The 25398-nt window shown below is 52.2% G+C and carries 17 protein-coding genes; all 17 read left to right on the top strand.

Annotated elements, in window-relative coordinates; all coding sequences use genetic code 11:
- The 17 genes from GYMC10_RS23110 (at nt 1) to GYMC10_RS23025 (ending at nt 25259) form a co-directional block, all read left to right on the top strand.
- Nucleotides 1–969 (top strand): NAD-dependent epimerase/dehydratase family protein, encoded by a 969-nt coding sequence (locus GYMC10_RS23110; RefSeq protein WP_015736757.1) that lies wholly within the window; start codon nt 1–3, stop codon nt 967–969.
- A 33-nt stretch (nt 970–1002) separates the two neighbouring features.
- Nucleotides 1003–1572, top strand: a complete 570-nt coding sequence (locus GYMC10_RS23105) for a helix-turn-helix domain-containing protein (protein WP_015736756.1) — start codon at nt 1003–1005, stop codon at nt 1570–1572.
- A 232-nt stretch (nt 1573–1804) separates the two neighbouring features.
- Nucleotides 1805–5041, top strand: a complete 3237-nt coding sequence (locus GYMC10_RS23095) for a M60 family metallopeptidase (protein WP_015736755.1) — start codon at nt 1805–1807, stop codon at nt 5039–5041.
- Between the two features lie 227 nt (nt 5042–5268).
- Nucleotides 5269–6876: an extracellular solute-binding protein gene (locus tag GYMC10_RS23090; protein ID WP_015736754.1), complete on the top strand. Its 1608-nt coding sequence runs from the start codon at nt 5269–5271 to the stop codon at nt 6874–6876.
- A gap of 92 nt (nt 6877–6968) precedes the next feature.
- On the top strand, nt 6969–7916 hold the full coding sequence (locus GYMC10_RS23085) for an ABC transporter permease (protein ID WP_015736753.1): 948 nt from the start codon (nt 6969–6971) through the stop codon (nt 7914–7916).
- A gap of 14 nt (nt 7917–7930) precedes the next feature.
- On the top strand, nt 7931–8809 hold the full coding sequence (locus tag GYMC10_RS23080) for a carbohydrate ABC transporter permease (protein WP_015736752.1): 879 nt from the start codon (nt 7931–7933) through the stop codon (nt 8807–8809).
- A gap of 10 nt (nt 8810–8819) precedes the next feature.
- The gene (locus GYMC10_RS23075) at nt 8820–10520 is read left to right on the top strand and encodes an alpha-L-fucosidase (protein ID WP_015736751.1); all 1701 of its coding nucleotides are present in this window, start codon (nt 8820–8822) and stop codon (nt 10518–10520) included.
- A 145-nt stretch (nt 10521–10665) separates the two neighbouring features.
- Complete coding sequence (locus GYMC10_RS23070; RefSeq protein WP_015736750.1) at nt 10666–13035, top strand: helix-turn-helix domain-containing protein; 2370 nt, start codon at nt 10666–10668, stop codon at nt 13033–13035.
- Nucleotides 13036–13067: 32 nt separating this feature from the next.
- Nucleotides 13068–14240, top strand: coding sequence for a glycoside hydrolase family 88 protein (locus GYMC10_RS23065; RefSeq protein WP_015736749.1), 1173 nt, complete (start codon nt 13068–13070; stop codon nt 14238–14240).
- Nucleotides 14241–14408: 168 nt separating this feature from the next.
- A complete protein-coding gene (locus tag GYMC10_RS23060) occupies nt 14409–15050 on the top strand; it encodes a TetR/AcrR family transcriptional regulator (protein ID WP_015736748.1) in 642 nt (213 codons plus the stop codon).
- Between the two features lie 6 nt (nt 15051–15056).
- The gene (locus tag GYMC10_RS23055) at nt 15057–15566 is read left to right on the top strand and encodes a DUF4188 domain-containing protein (RefSeq protein ID WP_015736747.1); all 510 of its coding nucleotides are present in this window, start codon (nt 15057–15059) and stop codon (nt 15564–15566) included.
- 212 nt (nt 15567–15778) lie between these two features.
- Complete coding sequence (locus GYMC10_RS23050; protein WP_015736746.1) at nt 15779–18025, top strand: helix-turn-helix domain-containing protein; 2247 nt, start codon at nt 15779–15781, stop codon at nt 18023–18025.
- 302 nt (nt 18026–18327) lie between these two features.
- Nucleotides 18328–19299 (top strand): ABC transporter permease, encoded by a 972-nt coding sequence (locus GYMC10_RS23045; protein WP_015736745.1) that lies wholly within the window; start codon nt 18328–18330, stop codon nt 19297–19299.
- Between the two features lie 10 nt (nt 19300–19309).
- Complete coding sequence (locus GYMC10_RS23040) at nt 19310–20206, top strand: carbohydrate ABC transporter permease (protein ID WP_015736744.1); 897 nt, start codon at nt 19310–19312, stop codon at nt 20204–20206.
- A gap of 138 nt (nt 20207–20344) precedes the next feature.
- Nucleotides 20345–21973 (top strand): ABC transporter substrate-binding protein, encoded by a 1629-nt coding sequence (locus tag GYMC10_RS23035; protein ID WP_015736743.1) that lies wholly within the window; start codon nt 20345–20347, stop codon nt 21971–21973.
- 19 nt (nt 21974–21992) lie between these two features.
- A complete protein-coding gene (locus GYMC10_RS23030) occupies nt 21993–23420 on the top strand; it encodes an alpha-L-fucosidase (RefSeq protein WP_015736742.1) in 1428 nt (475 codons plus the stop codon).
- A 174-nt stretch (nt 23421–23594) separates the two neighbouring features.
- Nucleotides 23595–25259, top strand: a complete 1665-nt coding sequence (locus tag GYMC10_RS23025) for a DUF4091 domain-containing protein (RefSeq protein WP_015736741.1) — start codon at nt 23595–23597, stop codon at nt 25257–25259.
- Nucleotides 25260–25398 lie beyond the last annotated feature (139 nt).

The raw sequence follows: 25398 nt of genomic DNA, 5'->3' as shown, positions 1-25398 counted from the left end.
ATGAAACGAATTATGGTAACTGGTGCGCTCGGTCAGATTGGCTCAGACCTGGTGGCGAAATTGCGGCAAGTTTACGGCGTAGAAGCTGTTCTCGCAACGGACATTCGCCAAATCCAGCATGAAACGGTGCAATCAGGACCGTTCCGAACACTGGATGTAACCGACCACCAAGCATTCCATGAAGCAGCTAAAGAACACCGGGCGGATACGATTATCCATCTTGCAGCCCTGTTGTCGGCCAAGGCCGAATCCAATCCCGCACTGGCTTGGAACCTGAATATGGGCGGTTTGTTAAGCGCCCTCGAGACGGCACGGGCATTATCCTGCCAGTTCTTTACGCCGAGCTCTATCGCAGCATTCGGGGCGGACACTCCGAAAAGAGCAACGCCGCAAGACACGCTGCAGCGCCCGTTAACGATGTATGGAGTCAGCAAGGTCTCCGGCGAGCTATTGTGTGACTACTATTACCATAAATTCGGAGTGGATACCCGCGGATTGCGTTTTCCAGGGCTGATCTCCCACTCCGCGCCTCCGGGCGGGGGAACGACGGATTATGCGGTTGAGATGTATGTAGACGCCATTCGCAGCGGCAGCTATACTTCCTACATTGATAAAGGGACCTACCTTGACATGATGTACATGCCGGATGCGATCTCAGCCATCATGACATTGATGGAAGCGGATCCGGCTAAGCTGAAGCACCGTAATGCCTTTAATGTCACGGCGATGAGCGTCGACCCTGAGGGGATTGCGGCCAGCATCCGCCGACACATACCGGATTTCAGCCTCGACTATAACGTGGATCCTGTCCGTCAAGCGATTGCGAACGAATGGCCGGATTCTATAGACGCAACTGCAGCACGCGAAGAATGGGGATTTGATGTACAATATGATTTGAACCATATGACCGATGATATGGTGTCAAAGCTTATGGAGAAGCCGCAAGCGGATCAGAGCAAGATCAGTTAACGGCTTAGTTTCAGAAGGAGGATATGGTTACACTTGGAACCCATTCATAAAAAAGTAGGGAGAAATCTGCAAGCCATCCGCAAATCACGGGGCCTCAGCCTCGATAACGTAGCCGAGTTGACCGGCGTAAGCAAAGCCATGCTGGGACAGATCGAGCGGGGGGATTCAAACCCGACGATTTCCGTATTATGGCGCATCGTCAGCGGCCTCGGCATTTCATTCACCACGCTCATCGAGGAGGCGGAAACCGAAGTGACCGTGGTCTCTCCGGATGATGTGGAGCCTTTTCACGAGGCCGAAGGCGCATACCGGGTATACCCTTTGTTCTCCTACAACCTGCGCACCAAATTCGAGTCCTATATGGTCATCATGGATCCCGGCTGTGACCATGGTTCAGAAGCGCATAATGATGGCGTGGAGGAATATATTTTTGTGCATCAGGGAGAGCTGGAACTGTGGCGCGAAGACGAAAGCTACACCGTCCCTGCCGGAAGCTCTGTGCATTTCTCGGCTAACCGGCCCCATCGGTACGTTAACCCTGGGAATGAAACAACGAAATTTTACACGATTATATTTTATGCGGATGCCGCAGCCAGAGGATGATTTTGAAAAACAGCTTCACGTATTGATTACCGTCAACCAAATATTTAAAAAAGTTAGTGCCGTCCGGAAAAAATACAGTCCGATCTTAAATATCGACTGTATGGTGTTCCGGGCGGCCGTTTTATATTTAGGACGTGGGAAAAAGGAAACTGGAGAGGAGGGGGAGGTGAAGCGGTAGCACTTCGTTTCTCGTTGCTATTACGAAATCATCGACAAAGGAGTTGAGCGATTGATGGGTTTCTACACCAAAAAGTGGTTGAAGCTGTTATTGGCGGTTGCTTGCACGCTTGCGGCCGTTCCGCCGGCAGGGAAGACACTGATGGCGGCGGATGGAATGACGGAGCAAGCTGATGTTCATGTATTAGGCCCGAATACCGCCGCGAGCATGGCGCCCCAGCATGATCTTGATGTGATTTATAAGGATTTGTCCGGTTATCCGACGGTATCGGCCACCTATAACGGAGGTGTCGCTGCCATCGGAGACCAAGCCTTCGTCCTGGCGGTCAACCCGGACACGACGCCGATTCTTGCAGCCGCTCGCTACGGAAAAGGCAAAGTCGTTGTTGCAGGCGATGATTCCTATTTCAAATTCACCTCCGATATTACCGATGAGCGGAAGACGGTGGCACGCAACATCCTCCTGTGGTTAACGGAGGATTCCGAGACGTTAACCTATCAGGAGGCGTTGGAAGGCAAGGGGCGATTGCCCATGTTGTCGGCAACGTGGAAGAATTATACCATCGACACCGATGTGCCGATCGATCTGGTTCGGTTGGAGCAATTCACGCCTGAGCATTTGGATCCGTCCCGCTACCCCGTAGCTTATGTTGACGGGACGCTGAAGGATAGCGAGGTCGATGCCGTCGAGCATTACGTCGCGCAAGGAGGTCATGTCGTCGTCCCCTTAAAAGGATGGGTGATGGAGCAATATCCGCATGTCTTCCTCGGGAATGAATATCAGGGCCGTTCGGGCAGGCTCAGTGAAGATTTCCCGGTGCAGCGCCTATTGAACCGGATGGGTCTTGGTCTGATGAACAATACGGCATCGACTCGAACGGAAACCTTGCCCAGATTGACACCGGAGCAATCCGCCAATTATCATTCGCTAAAGCTGCTGGAGCAGGCCGAGGCGATTGAGGCTGGAACGCTGTCACCGGATCAGGTGAACGTCGGACGACCTGGCGCCGGCGCGGACAAGAAGCTGCAGGTCATCGCTTCGGTGACCGGCGGAACCGTTAGCAGCATCACCCCGCAAAGCCCGCTGTATGCCGTGATCGAGCAGGATGCCAGCGATTTGGAGTCCCAGCTTACGTTTCCGCTCGACCGTTCCAAAGCGCCCTATACCAGCGCATTGTTAGCTTTTCAATTGGGACGGATCGGCAATGATCTGACAGCACCCAAATCCCCTTATGCCGATCAATTTCCTGGAGCCGTTCCGGGGGACGCCCCGAGAGTGACGGGACAATCCGTTCACGTGAATTTTGATTATTCAACCTATGACTATTTACGTCAAGGGACGGTTCCAAAGAATTGGATCAGCACGGGGTTATACGCGCCGGCCGGAGAATGGGTAACGATTCATGTTCCTGAAGGCACCCAGAATTTAGATGTGCAGGTAGGGGCTCACACGGATAATTTGACAAGTAAAACGGAATGGGAACGACCTCCGGTCATAACGCAGCGAAAGCCGCTCCTTTCGGGCGAGAATCGGATCCGCAGCCCTTATGGCGGCCTGATTTACCTGATTCCGACCAAACCGCAGCCGAGCGTCGCGAAGGATGTTGAAATCAGCGGCGGAGTTCGTGCTCCTTATTATATCCTTGGTGAGACCTCACCGTCTGAATGGGAAGACGCGATTCGGCATCATCCCGCTCCATGGGCAGAGCTTCAGGGACGCAGAGTGATCCTGACGCTTCCGTCCGAGTATATCAGGCAGCTAGAAGATCCGCAGCAATTAGTGGAGAAGTGGGACGCGATCGTGGACTACACCGAGGAAGTCGCGGGACTTTCCCCGGATCAACAGCTGCCTCACAAAAGTATAGACCTTCCGTTCCGTTACGTTGCGGATCGACAGATTAGTGCAGGTTATATGCACGCCGGCTATCCGATCATGTTTCACATCGATCCTTCGGCGGGCCACGCCGTGGACATATCCCGAGTTACACAGGGTGGATGGGGCTTCTGGCACGAGACGGGCCACGAGTATCAGCAAGGAGCTTGGAACTGGAACGTAACGGGCGAAATTACCGTTAATATTTATTCTTTATATGTCCAGGAAAAATTCGGCAACAGCAGCAACTTATTGATTCGGAACGCGGAAGGAAAGGACTTCTACGATCGGGCATTTGATTATATCGAAAGCGATCTTCCGGGCAAGTCGTTCGGCACTTCGGGCCAGCTGGATCTCTTCGGCTATCTCGTGATGTTCCGCCAGCTTTCCCTGGCATATGGATGGGACTTTTATGCTGAGCTTCATAAGGCGTACCGGGAGCTGCCGGCATCACAGCTGCCTGCGACAAACCAAGAAGAGATCGACACGTTTGTTATCATGGCCTCGAAAACCGCAGGCGAGAACCTGACGGAGTTCTTCGATAAATGGGCGCTTCCGTATTCCAAGGCTGAGGTTCAATCCCGTATCGCCGCCTTGAACTTACCCTTACCTTCGCAGGAACTTTGGCGCTTAAGGGAGACGCACGCGTTAAATGATCCTCCCGAGATCAAGGTCGATCAGGATTCCGAGTGGAGCCGCGAATCGGTGAAGGTCACCATCACTATGACACCGGTAGCTGAAGCGGCGGGCATGCGAAGCCAGTACAAGATTGGATCCGAGGGCAAATGGACGGATTACACGGCTCCCATACTTGTAGAAGCGGAAGGTCAGACAACGATACATGCCCGGGCGGCCGCGATGTCTGGTGTGACAAGCGACGAAGCTTCCAAGACGGTGAAGATCGACCGGACCGGCCCGGAAATCACGGCAAACGTGACCCAGTCCGTATACCAAACCGAGCGTTTCACCATTTCACCTCACATCACGGACGCATTAAGCGGCGTATCCGGCGTCATCGTGGAACTGGATGGCAAGGAAGCTGCCGAAACGCTGGTTAGAGAGCCGTTAACGCTGACAGCAGGACCGCACACTCTTCGGATAACGGCAGAAGATGCAGCCGGGAATATTTCGGTTCGCGAATACCCGTTTGAAGTTGTTGTCGATCAGGAACAGCTCGACGATATTGTAAGGGCAGGGGAAGAGAAAGGCTGGATCGATAATCACGGCATCACGCAAAGCTTATTGGCCAAAATCGCGAATCTCCAGCAGCATTTGCCTGGAAGCGAAGCAGCTGAGGATGCGATCACTTCCCTGGAGAATGCCATTAAGGCGCAGCAGGGCAAGCATCTCGATTTCGGCTTCGCGGAGCTGCTTCTTGAAGATATAGACTACATCCGAAGCCGCAGCTCGGCTTCCTAGCAGCTTGCGAAATGAAGGGCGGCCGAAATGGCCGCCCTTCATTTCTGTAATGGCCATCATCATGAAATAAGTCAGTCCAAGATTAAATATAGACAATGTACTGCCTTAAAAAAATATTGCACAATTAGAAAACACGGCAGTGTTCAATCGCCAAAATGTTCAGTAAGGTGGTGCTTAACAAACCAGAAGTTCACACAACAAGCAAAGGAAAAGGGAGGCAAATGATAATGAAGGTCAACAGGTTTAAAGTATTCTGGATTGTTTTGCTTGTCGTCACCATGGCCATCACGGCGGCAGGGTGCGGCGGTCCTGCCAAGGAACAACCGGAGGTAGCGTCGGACCCGGAAGCCCCTCCGGTTCTATCGGAACTGACGTATTGGGTGCAAATCGTTAGCCAGGTGTCCGCTACGATGAAGAGTTATAACGAAATCGAGGCCTATAAGGAGCTGGAGAGGATCACCGGGGTGAAAGTGGATTTTCAGCATCCTCCGCAGGGCCAGCAGGCGACGGAGCAGTTCAACCTCATGATGACTTCGGATAAACTCCCGGACGTGATTGAATATTCATGGGCCGGCTATCCGGGGGGGCCGGAGAAGGCGATCAAAGACGGCAAAATCATCAAACTCAATGATTTGATTGACCAATATGCCCCGAACTTTAAAAAGGTGCTCGAGGAGCATCCGGAGTGGAAGAAGGAAATTACGACCGATGACGGCAGCATCTACGTGTTCCCGTTTCTGCGCACCGACGACAAGCTTAAGGTATTTCTCGGACCGACGATCCGGCAGGATTGGCTCGATAAGCTGGGGCTATCGATGCCGACCACGGTTGATGAATGGTACAACGTATTGAAGGCTTTTAAGGAGCAAGATCCGAACGGCAATGGCAAGGCGGATGAGATTCCCCTGTATCTGACGAAAGGAGATGTCGATACAACAACCGCTTTTCTCGGGGCATGGGGTATTAATGCAGGGTTTTACCAAGAGGAAGGTCAGGTTAAATACGGCCCGACGGACCCGAGGTTTAAGGAGTTCCTGACGCTCATGAACCAGTGGTACAAGGAAGGCTTGCTTGATCAAGACTTTGCGACGACCGATGAGAAAATGCTGGAGGCCAAAATTACGGGCGGGCAAATCGGATCAGCGGTTCTATACACCGGCAGCGGGATCGGCAAGTATGGAACGCTCATGAAGGATAAAGATCCGAACTTCAGATTGGTGGCAGCCCCCTACCCCGTGATGAACAAGGGCGACAAGCAAATCTGGGGATATAAGGACCATGCGTTTAACGGAATCGGGGCAGCGGTTACCACCAGCAACAAAAACCCGGTTGAAACGGTGAAGTGGCTGGATTACGGCTATTCCGAGGAAGGCACCCTGTTGTTTAACTTCGGAAAAGAGGGCGTCAGCTATTCGATGGAGGACGGCAAGCCGATATTTAAGCCCGAAGTATTGAAGGACCCTTCCGGACTGCCGGTGATTCAGTCCATGTCCAAGCACAACCGCGCAACCTTCAGCGGACCGTTCATGCTTGATATTCGGTTCGATCAACAATACACCACCGAGCCGGATCAGCTGGAATCCAAGATCATCTGGGCAGAGCCGACCATGGAGAAGAAAATGCCGCGCACAACGCCAACCCAATCCGAGAGCAGCCGCTATGCTTCCATCATGACGGACATCAACACGTACAAGGACGAGATGTACTTGAAGTTCGTCATGGGCGCCGAACCTTTGGATCAGTTTGACAAGTATGTGAAAACCATCGAATCCATGGGTCTTGCCGAAGCTCTGGAAATACAGCAGAAAGCCTTGGAGCGTTACGGTAAGCGGTAAACGGTAAACGGTAAACGTCCTGAAGCGGCGGAAACATGCAGACTCCGCCGCTCTTGGCGCAATATAAATTGATTTGGAGGGAGGGATTTCGATTGTCAGCAACCCAAAAGTATCCCTTCGAGCATCGCAAAGGGAAATGGACAACGATTGCGAACGATTTGAAACGGAACAAATTCGTCTACATACTGGCGCTCCCCGTTATTCTATACTATGCCGTCTTCCACTATGGACCGATGTACGGTCTGTTGATGGCTTTCAAAGATTTCAGCATTGCCGACGGTATTTGGGGAAGCGAGTGGATCGGATTTGAGCATTTCCGCAATTTCTTTAACAGCTATTATTTCGAACGCCTTCTGCGCAATACCGTGCTGATCAATGTCTATGAGCTCATCTTCGCGTTTCCGGCACCGATTATCCTTGCCCTGCTGCTGAACGAAATCCGCAGTCGGCTGTTTAAGCGTACGGTTCAGACGATATCGTATTTGCCGCATTTCGTATCCATCGTCGTCGTGACCGGGATCATGTTCGATTTTCTCGCAAGAGATGGCTTGGTGAATCAGATTCTGGGATTTTTCGGCATCGAATCGATTCCGTTCATGAGCGAGGCCAGCTGGTTCCGAACGCTATATGTCGGCTCCGGCATTTGGCAAGGCGTGGGCTGGGGTTCGATCATTTATCTTGCTGCCATCGCCACTATCGATCCGACCCTGTACGAAGCGGCCAAGATGGACGGCGCAGGCCGCTGGAAACAGATGCTGCACATCACGCTGCCGGGCATGCTGCCGACGATCATCATCATTTTCATTCTCAATATGGGCTCCATGCTTAGCGTTGGCAGCGAAAAAGTATTGCTGATGTACAGCCCGCTTACTTATGAAACGGCAGACGTGATCTCGACCTTTGTCTACAGAAGAGGGGTTCTGGAGACGGATTACGGCTTCACGACCGCCGTTGGTTTATTCAATGCGGTGGTCAGCTTCATCCTGCTTGTACTCGCGAACTCGATCAGCAAGCGGGTCAGCGAACATAAACTGTGGTAGAGAGGGGGGCATCCATGGCTAACAATCGATCCGCAGGCGAGATAACCTTCGTCTGTTTGAATGCGTTGATCCTGACGGGCCTCTGCTTCGTCACCTTATATCCGTTCGTGTACGTTGCCTTCGCTTCGTTCAGCGATCCCGCTTCATTGGCCCAGCACCGGGGGCTGCTGTTCGCGCCGCTTGATATTAACTTCGAAGCCTATAAGGCGGTGTTTAACAATCCGATGATTACGACGGGATATCGGAACACGCTAATCTACGTTGTGGCGGGAACGGCCATCAATCTGGTGGCCACGGCGATCGGCGCATATGTGCTGTCCCGCAGAAATTTGTACTTCAAAAATGTCCTGATGATGCTGATCGTCATCACCATGTTTTTCGGCGGCGGGCTGATTCCGACTTATCTGCTGATCAATAACCTGGGGATGCTGAACACGATCTGGGCGATGCTGATCCCCGGGATGATCGGGACGTTCAATATGATCATTATGCGGACTGCCTTTCAGTCCGTTCCGATAAGTCTTGAGGAATCGGCGAAAATCGACGGGGCGAACGATCTGATCATTCTGTTCCGGATCATTATTCCGCTGTCCATGCCCGTTATCGCCGTCATGATTTTATGGTATGCCGTTGGACATTGGAATTCATATTTCGGAGCGCTCATCTATCTAAGGGACCGGGAGCTATTCCCGCTTCAGCTCGTGCTCCGTGAAATTCTCATAACCAATACGACCGACAGCATGATGACGGAGGCCTCGGGAGACCGGATGGCGATCGCGGACACCATTAAATATGCAACGATTATCGTTTCCACATTGCCGATACTGCTTCTGTATCCGTTTTTGCAGAAATATTTCGTCAAAGGCGTATTGATCGGCGCCATTAAGGAATAGGAGGAGAACGATGGCAGACTCATTAGATATCGTAACGGAAAGCAAGAGCCGGATGCAGTGGTGGAAGGATGCCAAATTCGGCATGTTCATCCACTGGGGGGTATATTCGCTGCTCGGCAAAGGGGAGTGGGTCATGTATGCCAACAAAATACCGGTAAAGGAATATGAGAAACTCGCCGAAGAATTCAATCCGACGCAGTATGATGCCAAGGCTTGGGTCAATTGCGCCAAAAGGGCAGGCATGAAATATATCGTCATCACGGCCAAACATCACGATGGTTTCGCCATGTACCATTCACGGATGGACCCGTTCAATATCGTGGATGCTTCTCCATTCGGCCGGGATCCGTTGAAGGAATTATCCGAGGCTTGCAGGGAGGAAGGAATCCGGCTCTGCTTTTATTATTCCCATGTCATTGATTGGCATCATCCGCATGCGCTTCACGATACGTTTAACAATCTATGGGACTATGAGCTGGAGAAGAAGGCGTTCTTTAGTTACTGGAACCATAAAGCGAAGGGACAAGTGCGTGAGCTGCTGACGGAATATGGTCCGGTCGGGCTGCTCTGGTTCGACACCTCCGGGGGATTGTCGAAGAAGGAGAGCGAAGCGATGGTAAACATGATCCGTGGGCTTCAGCCCGATTGCCTGATTAACAGCAGGGTAAGCCATTGGCCTGATTTCGGTGACTACCAATCCAAGGGTGACAACGAAATCCCGATGCATGGCGAGGAAACGCGGGAATGGGAGACGCCGATGACCCTAAATCAATCGTGGGGGTACAGCACCAAGGATCAAGTGTGGAAATCGACGGATGCTCTGATCCGAAAGTTGGTGCACATCGTAAGCAAGGGAGGGAACCTGCTGCTCAATGTCGGCCCTACGGAAACAGGCATAATTCCGGAAAAATCCGTTCTGCGCCTGGAGGAAGTCGGCGAATGGCTTGGGCGAAATGGAGAGGCGGTTTACGGCACAAGCGCAAGCCCGTTCCCTTATGAGCTGGAATGGGGAGCGGTTACGGTGAAAGGAGATACGCTCTTCCTGCATGTGTACAATCGCTATTGGCCTGCGGAAGAATTGGTATTGAACGGCGTAAGAAATACGGTTGAAAAAGCTTATCTGCTCACGGACCCCAGTACATGTCTTCCTGTGCACCAGAGCTATCGGCCGGAAACGGACCATCACGAGATGCGGATCCGATTGCCTGAACTTCCCCCAGAAGACCATGTATCGGTTATAGCATTGGAACTCGATGGCAGGAACGATGTAGATCAGGGTTTTATCCAACAGGCAAACGGCGCTGTTAAGTTGGATCTTGTCCTGTCGGAAATAACGACAGGCAACGGGATGAACGAGGCCCGGTGGACCTTCAAGGCAGCGTCGTCCGGCATATATGAAGTCATCCTCGTCAACTTCAAAAAATCCGATGCCGCTTGGGAACAGGAATATGATCATGAAGTCACCGTACGGGCAGCAGGACAGACGATTGCGTGTGTTCCCCGAGAGGATAAGGTCGTCAGCGACTCCATTTCTTGTCAGCATCCGTACACTGAGATACATTCATCGATCGGGCGGATCGTAATAGAGAATCCTGGCACGTATGCGTTGACCTTATCGAGCAAGCTTGCGAAGCCCAAACCTTTTGGACCAGAAATTTGGCAGGCGGCTGCCGTGAAGCTTCGTTCCGTGCGATTGGTTCAGGCGCTTTAAATACTACGATGTACCCCAAACTTAGACATCCCTTTAATGGGGACGCTTCTCACCTGGGTGACCAAAATTTTTAAAGGGTTTGCTGGTCCGTTCGGCGAAGGATTCAAGAAATAGGTTTCCATACATTTTCTTGGAGGAATGCGACATGATCTCGATACCCGGCCTTCTTCCCGGCAAGCGAAAGAGCAGCCGGGGACGCGTCTTGAAAACCATGATCGTTTCGTATATGCTCATCCTTTTGTTGCCTATGACCGTGGGGCTTTTTCTATATGGACGGGTGGAAAACGTGATGGAAAACAATGCGGAGCGTTCAAATTCGGCGATGCTGGAGCAGCTGCGGCTATCCATGGACAGCAAGCTTAAAGAAGTGGATATTTTGGCTAAGCAAATCATGTTTAACCCCAAACTGGCTTATTTGCTGAATCTTGATCGGCATGATCAAGGAGGGGCGTACCGCCAGGTAGAATTCCTCCGCGATTATTTAAATCGCTATCAATCGTTTGTAAGCGGATTCGTGAAGGACTACTATGTTCATCTGCAAGCCGGAGACGTCATCCTGAAGCCTGGATTGCGGACGGATGCCAGAACCTTTTACGACAAGTATTACCGGTTTGAGCATATGGACTTTGAAACATGGAAGCAGACAATGCTTGGCAGCTACCACAACAAGGCGTTCCTGCCCTCCGATGTGCTGCTGCAGAACCCGAACCAAGGAAATGGCAACCCGGCGGATGTGATCACCTATGCGCAATCCCTTCCGCTTCATGACGTGTCCAATATCCGGGGAACGCTGGTTATTATGATCGATGGACAGCAGCTTCAAGAGATGTTCCGCCAAATCGAGTCCGCCAACGACAGCGAGATATATATTCTCGATAAGGAACGGGGCGTGATTGCAAGCTCATCGGATTCGGAGTTGTCCGCGCAGGTGACGGAAAGATTAACCGGTCCATCGGGATTGTTCAAGACAGCATTAAATGGCACGGACAGCATGGTAACCTTTACGGAATCCAAGGAGGCCGGCTGGCATTATGTGTCCGTCATGCCGATGGACAGTGTCATGGAACGAGTAGCACAGCTGAAGAGAATGGCGCTGACGGTGTTTGTCGCATCGCTTGTCGCAGGAGCGGCCGTTGCTTGTTGGTTTGCATACCGACAGTACAGTCCCGTCAAACGGGTGGTGGATGCCATTCTTCAAGGAAAGCCGATTCAGGATAAGCCGGCCGCGAACGAATATGATTTCATATTGCAAACGATCGAAGGCTCGCTCGTTGAGCAGCGGCATCTGAGGGAGCGACTGTTCAGGCAGACGCCCGTCATCCGCGCCGATTTTCTGTCAAGGCTCATTCGGGGGTACATCGATCCGGATCATGCGGGGGATCAAGGGGGGCCGACATTAGCTACCATGGGCATCCACTTCGCGTCCGACAAGTTTGCGGTAATCATTGTTCAAGCCGTGGATATTACAAGGCTGTCGCCGGAGCCATCCGAGCAAGGTTGGACGCAAATTCGGTTTATTATCTCGAATATCGGCACGGATATCGCAAATTCGGGTCATCAGGGATTCGCCGTCGATATGGAACGCGACCGGGTAGCGATCCTGGTTAATTTCCATCCGGTTGAGGAGGCGGAAGCCCAGCTCTTCCTTCATGAGATTGCAGAGCGATTGCTCCGGGTACTGGAGGACCGTTTCCATATTTCCGTCACGATTGCCGTCAGCAGCGTACACACAGGAAACGGAACGATCGGCAGCGCTTATCTGGAAGCCATGGCCGCCCTGGATTACCGTATGTTCAGCGGCAGAAACTCCATCATTCACTTCGGGCACGTACGGGACATCAAGCATCATTATTACTATCCGATCGAATTCGAGACGCAGCTTGTCAACCATGTGAGAAGCGGCGATACGGAAAATGTCGCCAAGCTGCTGGACAATATTTATACGATGAATTTTAAATCGGCGGGGATGACCCCGGAACTGGGAAGATGCTTGTTCTTCAATATCATCAGCACCTTTCTGAAAATACTGAATTTGACGAACACGGATCATGAAAGCCTGCTGGGGCCGAGCTTTGATCCCGTAAAACACATATTCGGTTGTTCCACAAGCGATGAAATGCAAGCCGAGACCAAGCGGCTATATGACAAACTGACTTGTCTCTTTCATACGGAGCATAGCGATCACAGCATCCAGCTGCAGCAGGATATGATGGCATTCATCGACCGAAACTTAACCGATTATAATTTAGGACTCGGTATGATCGCCGACCATTTCGGCATGACGCCGCAGTATATCTCGAGTTTCTTCAAAAAGATGAATCGATGCAATATCACCGACTATATTACCCGCGCGAGGATTGAGAAGGCGAAGACATTGATGGAGCAATCGGAACTGACCAATGCGCAGCTGGCCCAACTGGTCGGCTATACCAATGATGTCGTGTTCATCCGGGCATTCAAGAAATTGGAGGGGGTCACCCCCGGTAAATATCGGGTGAGCGCAAGCGGGCAGTAACGCTTAAGCGAGGAGAGGAGTGGCCAATTACCATGGAAGCGATCCAGCAACCTTTTAAATACGGCGAGGCAACGATATGGACCCGGCAAAGGACCGAAGCCGCCATCGAATTCGTGCTGCATAAGATCGATGAGAATTTAGATACATTTTCGAGCCGTTTTCCATCTCCTGCAAGCCGCAATCATATTTATGAGCCAATCGGCAATACGGAATGGACCTCGTCCTTCTGGACCGGGATGCTGTGGCTTGCTTATGAGATCACGGGGGAAACGAAGTACCGGTCGATTGCGGAGCTTCAACTCCACAGCTACAAGGAGCGCGTAGAGCAACGCATCGCCACGGAGACGCATGATCTGGGATTTTTGTATTCCTTGTCCTGCGTTGCCGCTTATAAGCTGACCGGGAATGAAGAAGCGAGACGGATTGCCTTGGCCGCAGCAGACCTGCTGATGGAGCGGTATTTCGAGAAAGCCGGGATCATTCAGGCTTGGGGCAAGCTAGACAGGCCGTCACAGCGCGGCCGAATGATCATCGACTGCTGCATGAATTTGCCTTTGCTCTATTGGGCGACGGAGGAAACCCGCAAACCGGAGTATCGGCGCGCTGCCATAAGCCATGCACGGCAGTCCGCTCGTTATTTGATCCGCGAGGATTCCTCAACTTATCACACGTATTATATGGATGTCGAGAGCGGAGAACCAAGGTTTGGACAAACGTCCCAAGGATATGCGGATCATTCGTGCTGGTCCCGCGGTCAGGCCTGGGCCATTTACGGTATGCCGCTCAGTTATGCCTATTCGAAGGAAGAAACACTGCTGCATGATGCCGAGCGAGTCACGAATTACTATTTGAATCGGCTGCCTGAGGATGATGTGTGCTATTGGGATTTGATATTCACCGAAGGGCAGGAAGAGAGGGACAGCTCGGCAGCCGCCATTTCGGTATGCGGAATGCTGGAGCTGGCCAAGCGTTTACCGCTCTCGCATCCGCAGCGCCGTACATACGAGAACGCGGCACTGCGTATCCTGGCGTCTTTAAGCGATCGATATACGACGGCAACGCTCCCTGAATCCAACGGCATTCTGCAGCATGCGGTCTACGGAAAGCCGCTTGGCAACGGAATCGACGAATGCTGCATTTGGGGGGACTATTTCTATTTCGAGGCGTTGGTGAGGGTCTTTAAAGATTGGGATATGTACTGGTGAATGAAGAGGGGCCATATTCAAAAGACAGTGTGAACGTAAAACGTTACCCCTGCATCAGCCTTGCTGATGTCAGGGGTGTTTTGTCTGTCTGTTTGGCTAAGTTGACAAAATAAATTAACTCGTGTTAATTTATTTACATAAGTTAACTTTTGAGAGGTGCTAATCACAATGGATCCGGAAATCCCATTAAGGGAATTAAAAAAAGCCAAGAACAAAATCACGCTGTATGAAGCGGCATTATCCTTGATGAAGGACCGGATGTTCAGCCAAGTTATGCTGGAGGACATCTGCAAGCGCGCAGAAATATCCAAGGTCACTTTTTTTAAGTTTTATCAACGCAAAGAGGATCTGCTGATTTATTTTATGCGGATATGGCTGACCGAGCGGGTCATCGAGATCGATACGGAAGGGAAAAAAGGGTTTCAGGCGTTCCGGCATCTGCTAACCCAAGTGGCTAAGGAACATCAAGTGAGGCCTGGTATGATGCCTAGCCTGATCTCCTTTCTCGCAGAGCAGAACATGCAGCCCTGCATGCCGGAGCTGAGCCCTGCGGAAGTATCGCTGCTCTTTCCCGGTCACGAGGAAGCGGGAAGCCGATCACCCAACATGTACGATTTGTTCCAGCAGTTCATGAAAGATGAAGATCAAGCCGGAAGGCTGAACAAAGCCCTTACCTTGGAGCAAGCCGTGCAGATCTGCTTCACCACTTTTTATGGCGCGTTTCTGACGGCTCAGTTGTACAATTCCACGGAAATCGGCTGCTTTTACGAAACGCACCTAGGTCTGCTTGAAATAAAGGAAGAGGAGTGAACAAGCATGGGCAAAGTGATTCCAGGTCGATATACCGCACATATGGACGGATCTTTCGTTGTATTCGTGATCGGGTTTCGGATTAACAAGTGGTGGGCGGTCCATAAGTGGCTGCCTGTCATGAATGCCATGACCCCGATGCTTCAGGAGCTGTACCGGAACAAGGAGGAGCTCGGCTTCATGGACGGTACCTATCATTTTTCAGGGCGGGGACTTACCCTCATCCAATATTGGAGAAGCTTCGAACACCTGGAGCATTATGCACGCCACGGAGCCAATCACCTGAAGGCATGGCGGGATTTCAACCGCAAGGTCGGAACGGGAGGGGACGTAGGGATATTTCACGAAACCTATCTTGTTCAGGAAGGGCAGCATGAATGCCTGTACAACAACATGCCGAGATTCGGTTTGGCCAAAGCAGGAGCTCATGTTCCTGCGACGGGCCGCAGGGAAACGGCAAGCCGGCGGCTTGGACGTGAGGGAGAACCGGCGGTGCCCACTCCTCCGAATCCATAGTTCCGGTCTGTCGGCGGCTGACCGCTCTTTGCCGAGCAATGGATAATTACCATAGGTTAAGGGCGGTGTAAATGCTATGGAAGTCGTGATGCTTTAGACTTGTTTTTCTTCCGAGGTTCAAAAAAGTGTTGGTAAACCCCGTCCGTTCTTCTATGATGAAATTACTTTCAATCGATGACGAGATAAGGAATTAATCGCTCAGGGGGATGCCTATGGGAAGGAAAGCGTGGTTTTACCGTCAGCTTTTATCGTATATGCCGGTCTTCTTTATCGTGATTTCCTTTGTGTTTTTTGTCTTTTTCCAAATGCTCGGGGAACAGTCGCGGCAGGGCGCGATTCAGGCTAATGAGACGATGATTCAGCAGGCGATGCGTTCGGTCGACAATTCGCTGAAGGCCATCGATCAGATGCTGGTGCAGGAATTGCTGTTCAACCCTGATATGTCGGGATTTTTCAATCAAGAGGATCAGGACAACGTCTATTTGAACATGCAGGCCGTGAAGGCCATGAAGCAGTTCAAGGTTTCCAACCCGCTTGTGGATTCCATGGTCCTCGTTCGAACCCAGGATGAATTCGTCCTAAGCTCTTCGTCCACTTTCCGTTTGCAGGATTATGCGGATTATGACTTTCTCCAGCCTTATCTGAGCCAGGTCAATAGCGAAGCAAAATGGAGTGCCATGCGGAATTTCCGGGAATTCAGCTTTAACAGCACGCAGCAGGTGGTCACCCTGGTACGGGATGCCCCCTTCGTTACCCATGGCAAAGGCGTGATTGCCGTCAATATCAAGGTGGACGCCATACATAACTTGATTCAGGGCATGGTTAATCCCGAAGTTAGCTTCATTCATGTGATGGACACGGGGGGCCGTTCCTTGATCGCCGGCACCTCAGGCGCCGAGCACGGGGAACTTGTGTCCCAAGCGATATCCCCTTACACCGGATGGGTTTACGAAGGGGGGCTTACCCAAGGCAGGGTGGTGGGTATCGTCAGCCAATTGTACAATGTCTGGTTTATCGTCGGCCTTCTGATGTGCATGGCCGGCGTGGTCTGGATCGTATTTGTCACGCGCCGGAACTATAAGCCGATTGAAGCCATCGTGTCCCGGATTTCGAAATATTCGCAGACCAAAACGAGCGTTCTGCTCCATGGCGGCAAACAGGATGAGTTTGCTTTTATCGAATCGGCGCTGGAGAGCCTGCTGGAACAGGCGAGCAGCTTTCAACAGCAGCATCGGGAGGATTTGCTGCTGCGCAGAGCGTATCTGTTCCAGCAGCTGATGGAGGGGCAGTACCCGTCCCATTTGGAGCAGTGGAACGAGCAGCGCGAAGCCATGGGGCTGCCGGACCTGTCCCAACCACAGATCGTCAATGTCATCGAAATCGATAAATACCCGCTGTTTTGCGAACAGTATCCCCAGCAGGACCAGTATCTGATCAAGTTTGCCTTAAAAAGCGTCGTTCAAGAAATTGCGGCCGGGCAGGAAACGATGCTTTGGACGGAATGGATTTCAGCCTCGAAGCTGGGAGTTCTCGCGGCAGCGGAAGATCAGGATCCAAATCGGCATGTGGCCACGCTGCTGGAGCAAGCCCGCCAGTGGGTGGAGGAGCACCTGAAGCTGACCATAACCGTTGGCATCGGGGAGAAAGCGGAGCGGTATACGGATATCCCGGAATCCTATGAGCAGGCACGCGCCGCATTGAAATACAAAATGATCCTCGGCGACAACCGAATCATTCATTACGCCGAAGTATCCGGTGAGGACCGGGGGAATGCATTCGATTTTCTGAACCTGATCCGCTCGATGGCGCAGTCCTTCCGGCTCGTCAACAAGGATTGGCAGGAGAAATACAGCACCCTTATCCATAACATCGAGCAGAACATGCTGGACCGGGACGGCGTGGTGAACCTGGCGGATTACATGATGTACTCGCTGGGACGCGAAATGTCCTGCATGGCGAAGGAATTTCAGGAATTGTGGCTTACGGAGGGGCAGCCTGCCTTACGGAACGCGCTTCAGTCGTCCGATACGCTGGAGGAGCTGGAACAGGAACTCGGGGAGGCTTTATCCGCTCTGTACGACAGCATCCTCGCTCTCATGGAGGGCCGAAATCATGCGGACACGATTCAGAAGGTACGCTTGTTTATGGAGCAAAACTCGAGCAACCCGGACCTGTCCCTCAATTATTTAAGCGAACGCTTCGGCATGAACTGGAAAACGCTGAGCAAGCTGTTCCGGGAGGAGACCGGCCAGAAATTCGTGGATTATTTGATCGAGCTGCGGATGAACCATGCCCGGAGACTGCTGGAAGAAACCCTGCTGCCCGTACAGGATATCGCCACCGAAGTCGGGTATTCCAACGCCATCTCGTTTGGCCGGATGTTTAAAAAGCTGATGGGAATGTCGCCGGGGGATTATCGTGAGCAAGCTGCTACCAAGCAGCAGAATTACGGGAACTAACGATCCTTCTGACTGCTTCATGCATACTGATCAAGTAGAGAATCCTTCTGACTAGGTCATGCGTATATAACCAAGCAGAGAGCCCTGCGGACGATGCTGTCCTGCGGGCTTTTTTGCCGTCAACGGAGAGAGGTTTAGCGGCGGAAAAAGGTTTATCGCTCTCACGGCCTGCCGGCTCTGAAATTTTCCCCTGCTCGCGGAAATACGTTGATTCGGAGAATCTTGTTTATTGATCGGATGGAACCGTCCGCTCTAAACTTGGGACCAACACAAAGCGAAGGAGGGTGACCCCATTGGCTCGTATGAGCAGCGCAATTCCAGTACCTGCAGATGCACAGGCACCAACGAATCTACCATCGAACAAGCCCATGAACCGAACGAGGAAGAAGCTGATGAAGCACTGGCAGTTCTACCTGCTCGTGTTCTTCCCGTTAGTCTACATCATCCTCTTCAAATACGTTCCGATGTTCGGCGTACTGATTGCATTCAAGGAATACAACGTCGTACAGGGGATCTTCGGCAGTCCCTGGGTAGGGTTCGATTATTTCCGGCAATTGTTCGACGCGCCGTTCTTCTGGCAGTATGTCCGCAACACGCTCGAGATTTCCCTGTACGGCCTGCTGGTTGGATTCCCTGCCCCCATTCTGTTGGCGCTGGCACTCAATGAGATCAGGAACGGCCGATTCAAGAAAACCGTCCAGATGGTGACTTACGCGCCGTACTTTATTTCAACGGTTGTCATCGTCTCGATTCTGATCGTGAACCTCTCGCCCAACACCGGGCTGATGAGCAACCTGTTCCGGGCGCTGGGACTGGAAACCGTTGATTTTCTCGGCGTGCCGGAGCTGTTCAAATCGATCTATGTCTGGTCCGATGTATGGCAGTTCACCGGTTACGGCGCCATCATCTATATTGCGGCCTTGGCGGGAGTCAATCCCGATTTGTACGAGGCGGCCCGAGTGGACGGGGCGACCCGGTTTCAAAAAATCATCAATATCGATATTCCCAGCTTGTTTCCGGTCATCGTCATTTTGCTCATATTGAATCTGGGCAATCTGATGAGCCTGGGCTTCGAGAAAATATATCTCATGCAAAACCCGCTGAATCAGAACACGTCCGAAGTCATCTCCACCTATGTGTACAAGGTCGGCCTGCTCGGTGCGAACTTCAGCTTCTCCGCCGCCATCGGCCTGTTCAATTCCGTTATCAATTTCATTCTCTTGGTCATCGTCAATTACGTATCCAGAAAAGTCTCATCCACAAGTCTATGGTAGGAGGAATCGCATGAGCAGATCAACCGTACGGGAGTCCGCTGCAGACCGGATTTTCCTTGGTATCGTGTATTTGTTTCTGTCTGTCGTACTGATCGTCATCCTGTTTCCGCTGCTGCATATTGTAAGCGCATCCTTCAGCTCCCCGGGCGCAGTGTCCTCGGGCCAAGTGTGGTTGTGGCCGGTGGATGTAACCCTGATCGGCTACAAAGCGGTGTTCCAAAATTCCAATATTCTGATCGGGTTTGGCAACTCGCTGTTCTATGCCGTTGTCGGCACGCTTGTCAACGTCGCATTCACGGTGATGCTTGCATATCCATTAGCCCGAAAGACGTTTTACGTTCGCAACCTCATTATGATGCTGCTGGTGTTCACGATGTTTTTTGACGGCGGGCTCATTCCGAACTATCTGCTCGTGAAGTCGCTCGGCATGCTCGACACGCGCTGGGCCATGATCATACCGGGTGCGTTAGCCGTGTTTCAGGTCATCATCGCCAGAACCTTTTTTCAAACCACGATCCCGGAGGAGCTCGCCGAAGCGGCCGAAATGGACGGCAGCAGCGACATTACCTTTTTTCTGAAAATCGTCCTTCCGTTATCCAAGCCGATCCTGGCCGTGCTCGCGCTGATGTACGCCGTCGGCCATTGGAACTCCTATTTCAATGCCCTGATTTATTTAAAGGACAGCAGCCTGTTTCCGCTTCAAATCTTCCTGAGGGATATTCTGATCCTGAATTCCGTCAGCGCCGAGATGGTGACCAACGTGAATGAGCTGCTGGTCCGCGAAGGGCTGAAGGATCTGCTGAAGTATTCGCTGATCGTGGTGGCAAGCGCCCCGGTACTGGTCATTTACCCGTTCGTGCAGAAGTATTTTGTCAAAGGCGTGATGATCGGGTCCTTGAAAGGGTGATTCCTGCTTATTGTGAAGGAGGTGAGGCCGGCAGTATAGAATGGGTAATTCCGATGATCGGACACATAGGGGGTATATGCAAAATTAGGTTTCGTTTATGAAGTACGGGCAGACATTCCATATTAGGGAGGAATTGATTTGAAAAGGTTCACTGGATTAGGTTTAAGTCTGATTCTCGCGGCAGTGCTGGTTTTATCCGCTTGCGGCAAATCGAGCGAAACAGGAACTGGAAATCCGGCAAGCCCTCCGGAGTCGGGGGCACCCGTTGAACTATCGGTATTCGCTCCTCAGTCCGCCGGCATCGAGAGCCTCGATGTCAATCCATTCTCCAAGCATATCGAAGAGAAGCTGGGGATTACATTCAAATGGAATACGACGCCCGACGCGGTATTCAACGACAAGAAACTGCTGATGCTGGCCAGCGGGGATTATCCGGCGCTTATTATGAATGCCGGCATATCCAAGGCGGATCAGATCAAGTACGGAATGCAGGGGGCCTTTATCCCTTTGAATGATTTAATCGACCAGCATGCGCCGAACATCAAGAAGGCATTGGAGGAAGTTTCCTATTTGAAATCCGCCATGACGGCCCCGGACGGCAATATATACGCGCTTCCGAAGGTGAACGAGTGCCTGCACTGCACGTATGGCCAGCGGATGTGGATCAATACGACCTGGCTCGAGAAGTTAGGGCTTGAAATGCCAACGACCACCGACGAGTTCTATGAAGTGCTGAAAGCCTTTAAGGAGCAGGACCCGAACGGCAACGGAAAGGCTGACGAAATTCCGATGACCACTTCGCTCGATGTATGGGGAGGAGGAGTTGACGCCTTTTTGATGAACGCTTTTATATACAACAATGGCACGACTTATCTAAGCGTGAAGAATGGCAAGGTGATTTTGTCGGCGGCTGAGCCCGAATGGAGGGAAGGGCTGAAATATCTGCGTAAGCTTTATAGCGAAGGACTGATCGATAAAGGAGCCTTTACGCAGAACGGCGATGCCGTCAAGCAGCTTGGCAACAAAGCGGAGAATGTGGTCGGCACCGTCGGTTATGCGCTGATCAGCAGCGTGCTGGAGCCGACCGACGCCAAGCCCCGCCATAAGGAATACGATGTCGTTCCCCCGCTGAAAGGACCGAATGGCGTACAGCTAGCAGGTTATAGCGTCGGAGCAGGTGACGGATCGTTTGTCATTACGAACAAAGCGACGGAGGAGCAGCGGATCGCAGCGATCAAGCTGGCGGATTACTTGTTCTCTGAAGAAGGCACCGTCATGACTTCCTGGGGGTTCGAGGGAGACGGATGGCGAAAGGCGGAGTCCGGTGCGCTTGATTACAACGGCGAGCCGGCCGCATACGAAGCGTTGAAGCGGGATGTGCCCGAGGGATCCCTTGACGTAACCTGGTGGCAGCTCGGCACGATGCTGATGGTGAATTCCCTCCGCGAATCCTTTGTTGCTCCTGAAGATCCGCTCGGCAACGGAGCCTACGAGTATCGTTTATGGCTGGCTGCCAAGAAATATGAGCCTTTTGCCAAACCGGAGTTAGTGTACCCGACCGATGTGTTCATCGATCCGAAAGACGCAACCTTTATCGCGCAGATTCAGAAGACGATTCAGGATTACGTGAAATCGAACCTGGCGCAGTTCGTAACCGGCAGCAAAGACATCGAGAAGGATTGGGATGCCTATGTCAGCGGATTTAAGGGGCTTCAGCTGGATAAGTATCTGGAGATTCATCAGAAAGCATTAGACAATCAAGGATGAGGTATGGGAGGTTTATCGCTTGCACAATTTCATTGAATACGCTGCCAACATCGAGCCCTCGGAACGTCAATTAGCCGTACAGGAGATGGAGTTCTACGCCTTCTTTCATTTTACCATCAATACGTTCACGGATATGGAATGGGGCACGGGAAAGGAAGACCCGGCGCTGTTCAATCCGGCGCAGCTGGATGCGGATCAATGGGTCAGCGCTTGTGTCAGCGCCGGGATGCGCGGCCTGATCCTGACCTGCAAGCATCATGACGGCTTCTGTTTATGGCCGAGTCAGTATACGGAGCATTCCGTGAAGAGCAGCCCTTGGCGAAACGGCCATGGGGATGTGGTGAAGGAGGTTGCCGATGCCTGCAGGAGAGGGGGGATCAAATTCGGCATCTACTTGTCCCCCTGGGACCGGCATGAACCGTCGTATGGGGATTCGCCGCGGTACAATCAATTTTTCCTGAATCAGCTAAGAGAGCTCCTGACCGGCTACGGCGAGATATTCAGCGTCTGGTTTGACGGGGCCTGCGGCGAAGGGCCGAACGGCAAGCGCCAGGAATACGATTGGGAGTCGTATTACGCCCTGATTCGGGAACTGCAGCCGAATGCCGCCATCTCGGTATGCGGGCCGGATATTCGCTGGTGCGGGAATGAAGCGGGACATTGCAGGGAGTCGGAGTGGAGCGTCGTTCCGGCGTCGCTGCGCCAAAATGAAGCGATCCAGGAAAAGTCGCAGCAAACGGATGACCGTGAGTTCGCGCGCCGCTATGAATCCAGCGGAGAGGATCTCGGCAGCCGGAGCGTCATTCAAGGCGAGAAGGAGCTGGTATGGTATCCGGCCGAAGTGAATACCTCGATCCGTCCCGGCTGGTTCTACCATGCGTCCGAAGACGATAAGGTTCGATCGCTGGAAGAATTGCTGCATATTTATTACGGCTCGGTTGGCGGCAATGCCACCTTTCTGCTCAATATTCCGCCGGATACCCGCGGACTCGTTCATGAGAACGATCTGCGGCGTCTGCAGGAACTCGGGGACGCCATCCGAACAACGTTTGATACCGATTTGGCAGCCGGCGCGGATATTACGGCTTCCGAAACGAAAGCCGGATCGGATGCTCGAAATATGGTCGACGGTAACAAGGATACGTATTGGAGCCCCGAGGAGGGTACGGAATACGCCGTGATTGAGCTGGACCTGGGGCGGGCGATCGATTTCGATCATATCGTATTGGCCGAATACCGGTACGGGCAGCGGATCGAGCGCTTCGAGCTTGAATATATGGAAAACGGGAACTGGCACACGATCCAATCCGGGACGGTAATCGGGCGCAAACGCATCTGCCGCTTTCCCGCCGTACGCGCTCAATATATCCGCCTTACCATTTTGGAATCGAGATGGTGTCCGCGCCTGTCCGGCATGGAAGTTTACCGGAGCTCGAGGGATTGTTGAGAGGACTGCAGATTTGCAGCCTCCCCTAAAGGATTGGCAGTAATAAGGCGGCCATCGCAAAAGAGCGGTGGCTCCTTTTTTTCGAAAACGCAAAATTTACCTTCCGTTCCATCCAGATTAGTGTAAGATGTACGTGAAAGTACCTCATTCCATTGTAGAGAGGATGCAATCTGCATGAGTCATTCCATAACGTTTGAAACCCGGCTGTTAAGCTCTCTGTCCAAAGTGTTCGCCGATGAAGAACTGTCCCCAGCCTCGTACGACGCAGGGGCAGCGTTTAGCAATGAGACATTCTCGTTTCAAGTGGCCTACCGTACCAATCGCTTGTTGAAAAACATCCGGGTTATTCTGCAATCCGAGTTAAGCGAACGGGTTACCGTCCGCTCCGTAGGCCTGGTTCCGTCGGAGCTGCCTACGTATCATGACCATGACGAGTTTATCTTAAGAGCTACGCCCGGGCTATATCCGGACCCGCTGCTGCCCCTGGCATCAGATCCTGTTATAACCGGATGCCCGGGCCAGTGGAGAAGCCTCTGGATCACGGTACAGCCTGAGGAAGAGATCCAGGGAGGTACATATGAAATCCGGATCCGTTTTGAAGCGGAATCGGGAGATACGCTTGGAGAAGAGGTATTTACGCTGGAAGTGATTCCGGCAGCCTTACCTGCGCAGAAGCTCATTCATACGGAATGGTTCCATGCCGATTGCCTGGCAAACTACTATGAGGTGGGGATTTTTAGCGAACGGCACTGGATGTTGATCGAACAATTTATGCAGACCGCGGCACAGCATGGGATCAATATGATCCTGACTCCGGTGTTTACGCCTCCGCTGGATACGGAAGTGGGCGGAGAGCGGCCGACGGTACAGCTGGTCGATGTCGATGTGAGCGAAGATGGAAAATATGCGTTTGGGTTTGACAAACTCGACCGCTGGGCTGACCTGTGTGATTCCAATGGCATTCAGTATCTGGAATTCTCGCACCTCTTCACGCAGTGGGGAGCCCGGCATGCGCCGAAGATTATGGCTAACGTGAACGGACAGCCGGAGAAGCTGTTCGGTTGGGAGACGGATGCGACTGGAGAAGCGTATCATTCCTTCATCAGACAATTCATTCATGCTTTGACCGGTTGGATCGAAAGCCGGGGACTTGAGCAGCGCTGTTATTTCCATGTATCCGATGAGCCGTCCGAGTCCCATCTGGAGGCTTACGGGCATGCAAGCCGGTTGATGAACGAGCTGCTGCCGGATTACCCGATCATTGACGCGCTCTCCGATATTTCGTTCTATGAGCAGGGGCTGGTGAAGCGTCCGATTCCGGGCAGCAACCACATCGAGCCTTTCCTGGATCAGCAGGTAACCCCGTTGTGGACCTATTATTGCTGTTCCCAGTACAAGGAAGTGTCCAACCGATTCTTCAATCTGCCTTCGGCGAGAAACCGGATCATCGGGATTCAGCTGTATAAGTTTAACATTGAGGGATTTCTCCATTGGGGATATAACTTTTGGAATTCGCAATACTCGAAACGCGCCATTGATCCGTTCAAGGTGACGGATGCGGATTGCGGTTTTCCTTCCGGAGATGCTTTTGTGGTATATCCCGGTGAAGAAGGGCCGATCGAATCCATTCGGCTGAAGGTATTCCAGGAAGCGCTTCAGGATTTGAGAGCGCTTCAACTGCTGGAAACCCAGATCGGCAGGGAGGCAGTTCTGCAGGCGCTGGAAGAAGGGCTTGAAGAGCCGATCACCTTCAAGACGTACCCGAGGGATCCGGAATGGCTGCTGTCGAAGCGGCAGTGGATCAATGATAAGATCAGGGAAAGCTTGGCTGTGAAGTAAGCGGGCCGGGCGTACGGCTTATTTAGACGAATCCGGGCCATTTTAGGCCGAACGAATCCTGCGTAAAACTGCCCCACCTTCCCTTGAGAAGGTGGGGCAGTTTTTGATTTTCCGATCTGTTTTTTCGCCTGATGGGTAC

The sequence above is a fragment of the Paenibacillus sp. Y412MC10 genome (assembly GCF_000024685.1).
In the GTDB taxonomy this organism is placed as follows: domain Bacteria; phylum Bacillota; class Bacilli; order Paenibacillales; family Paenibacillaceae; genus Paenibacillus_AQ; species Paenibacillus_AQ lautus_A.
This window is presented reverse-complemented; position numbering and strand designations above follow the sequence as displayed.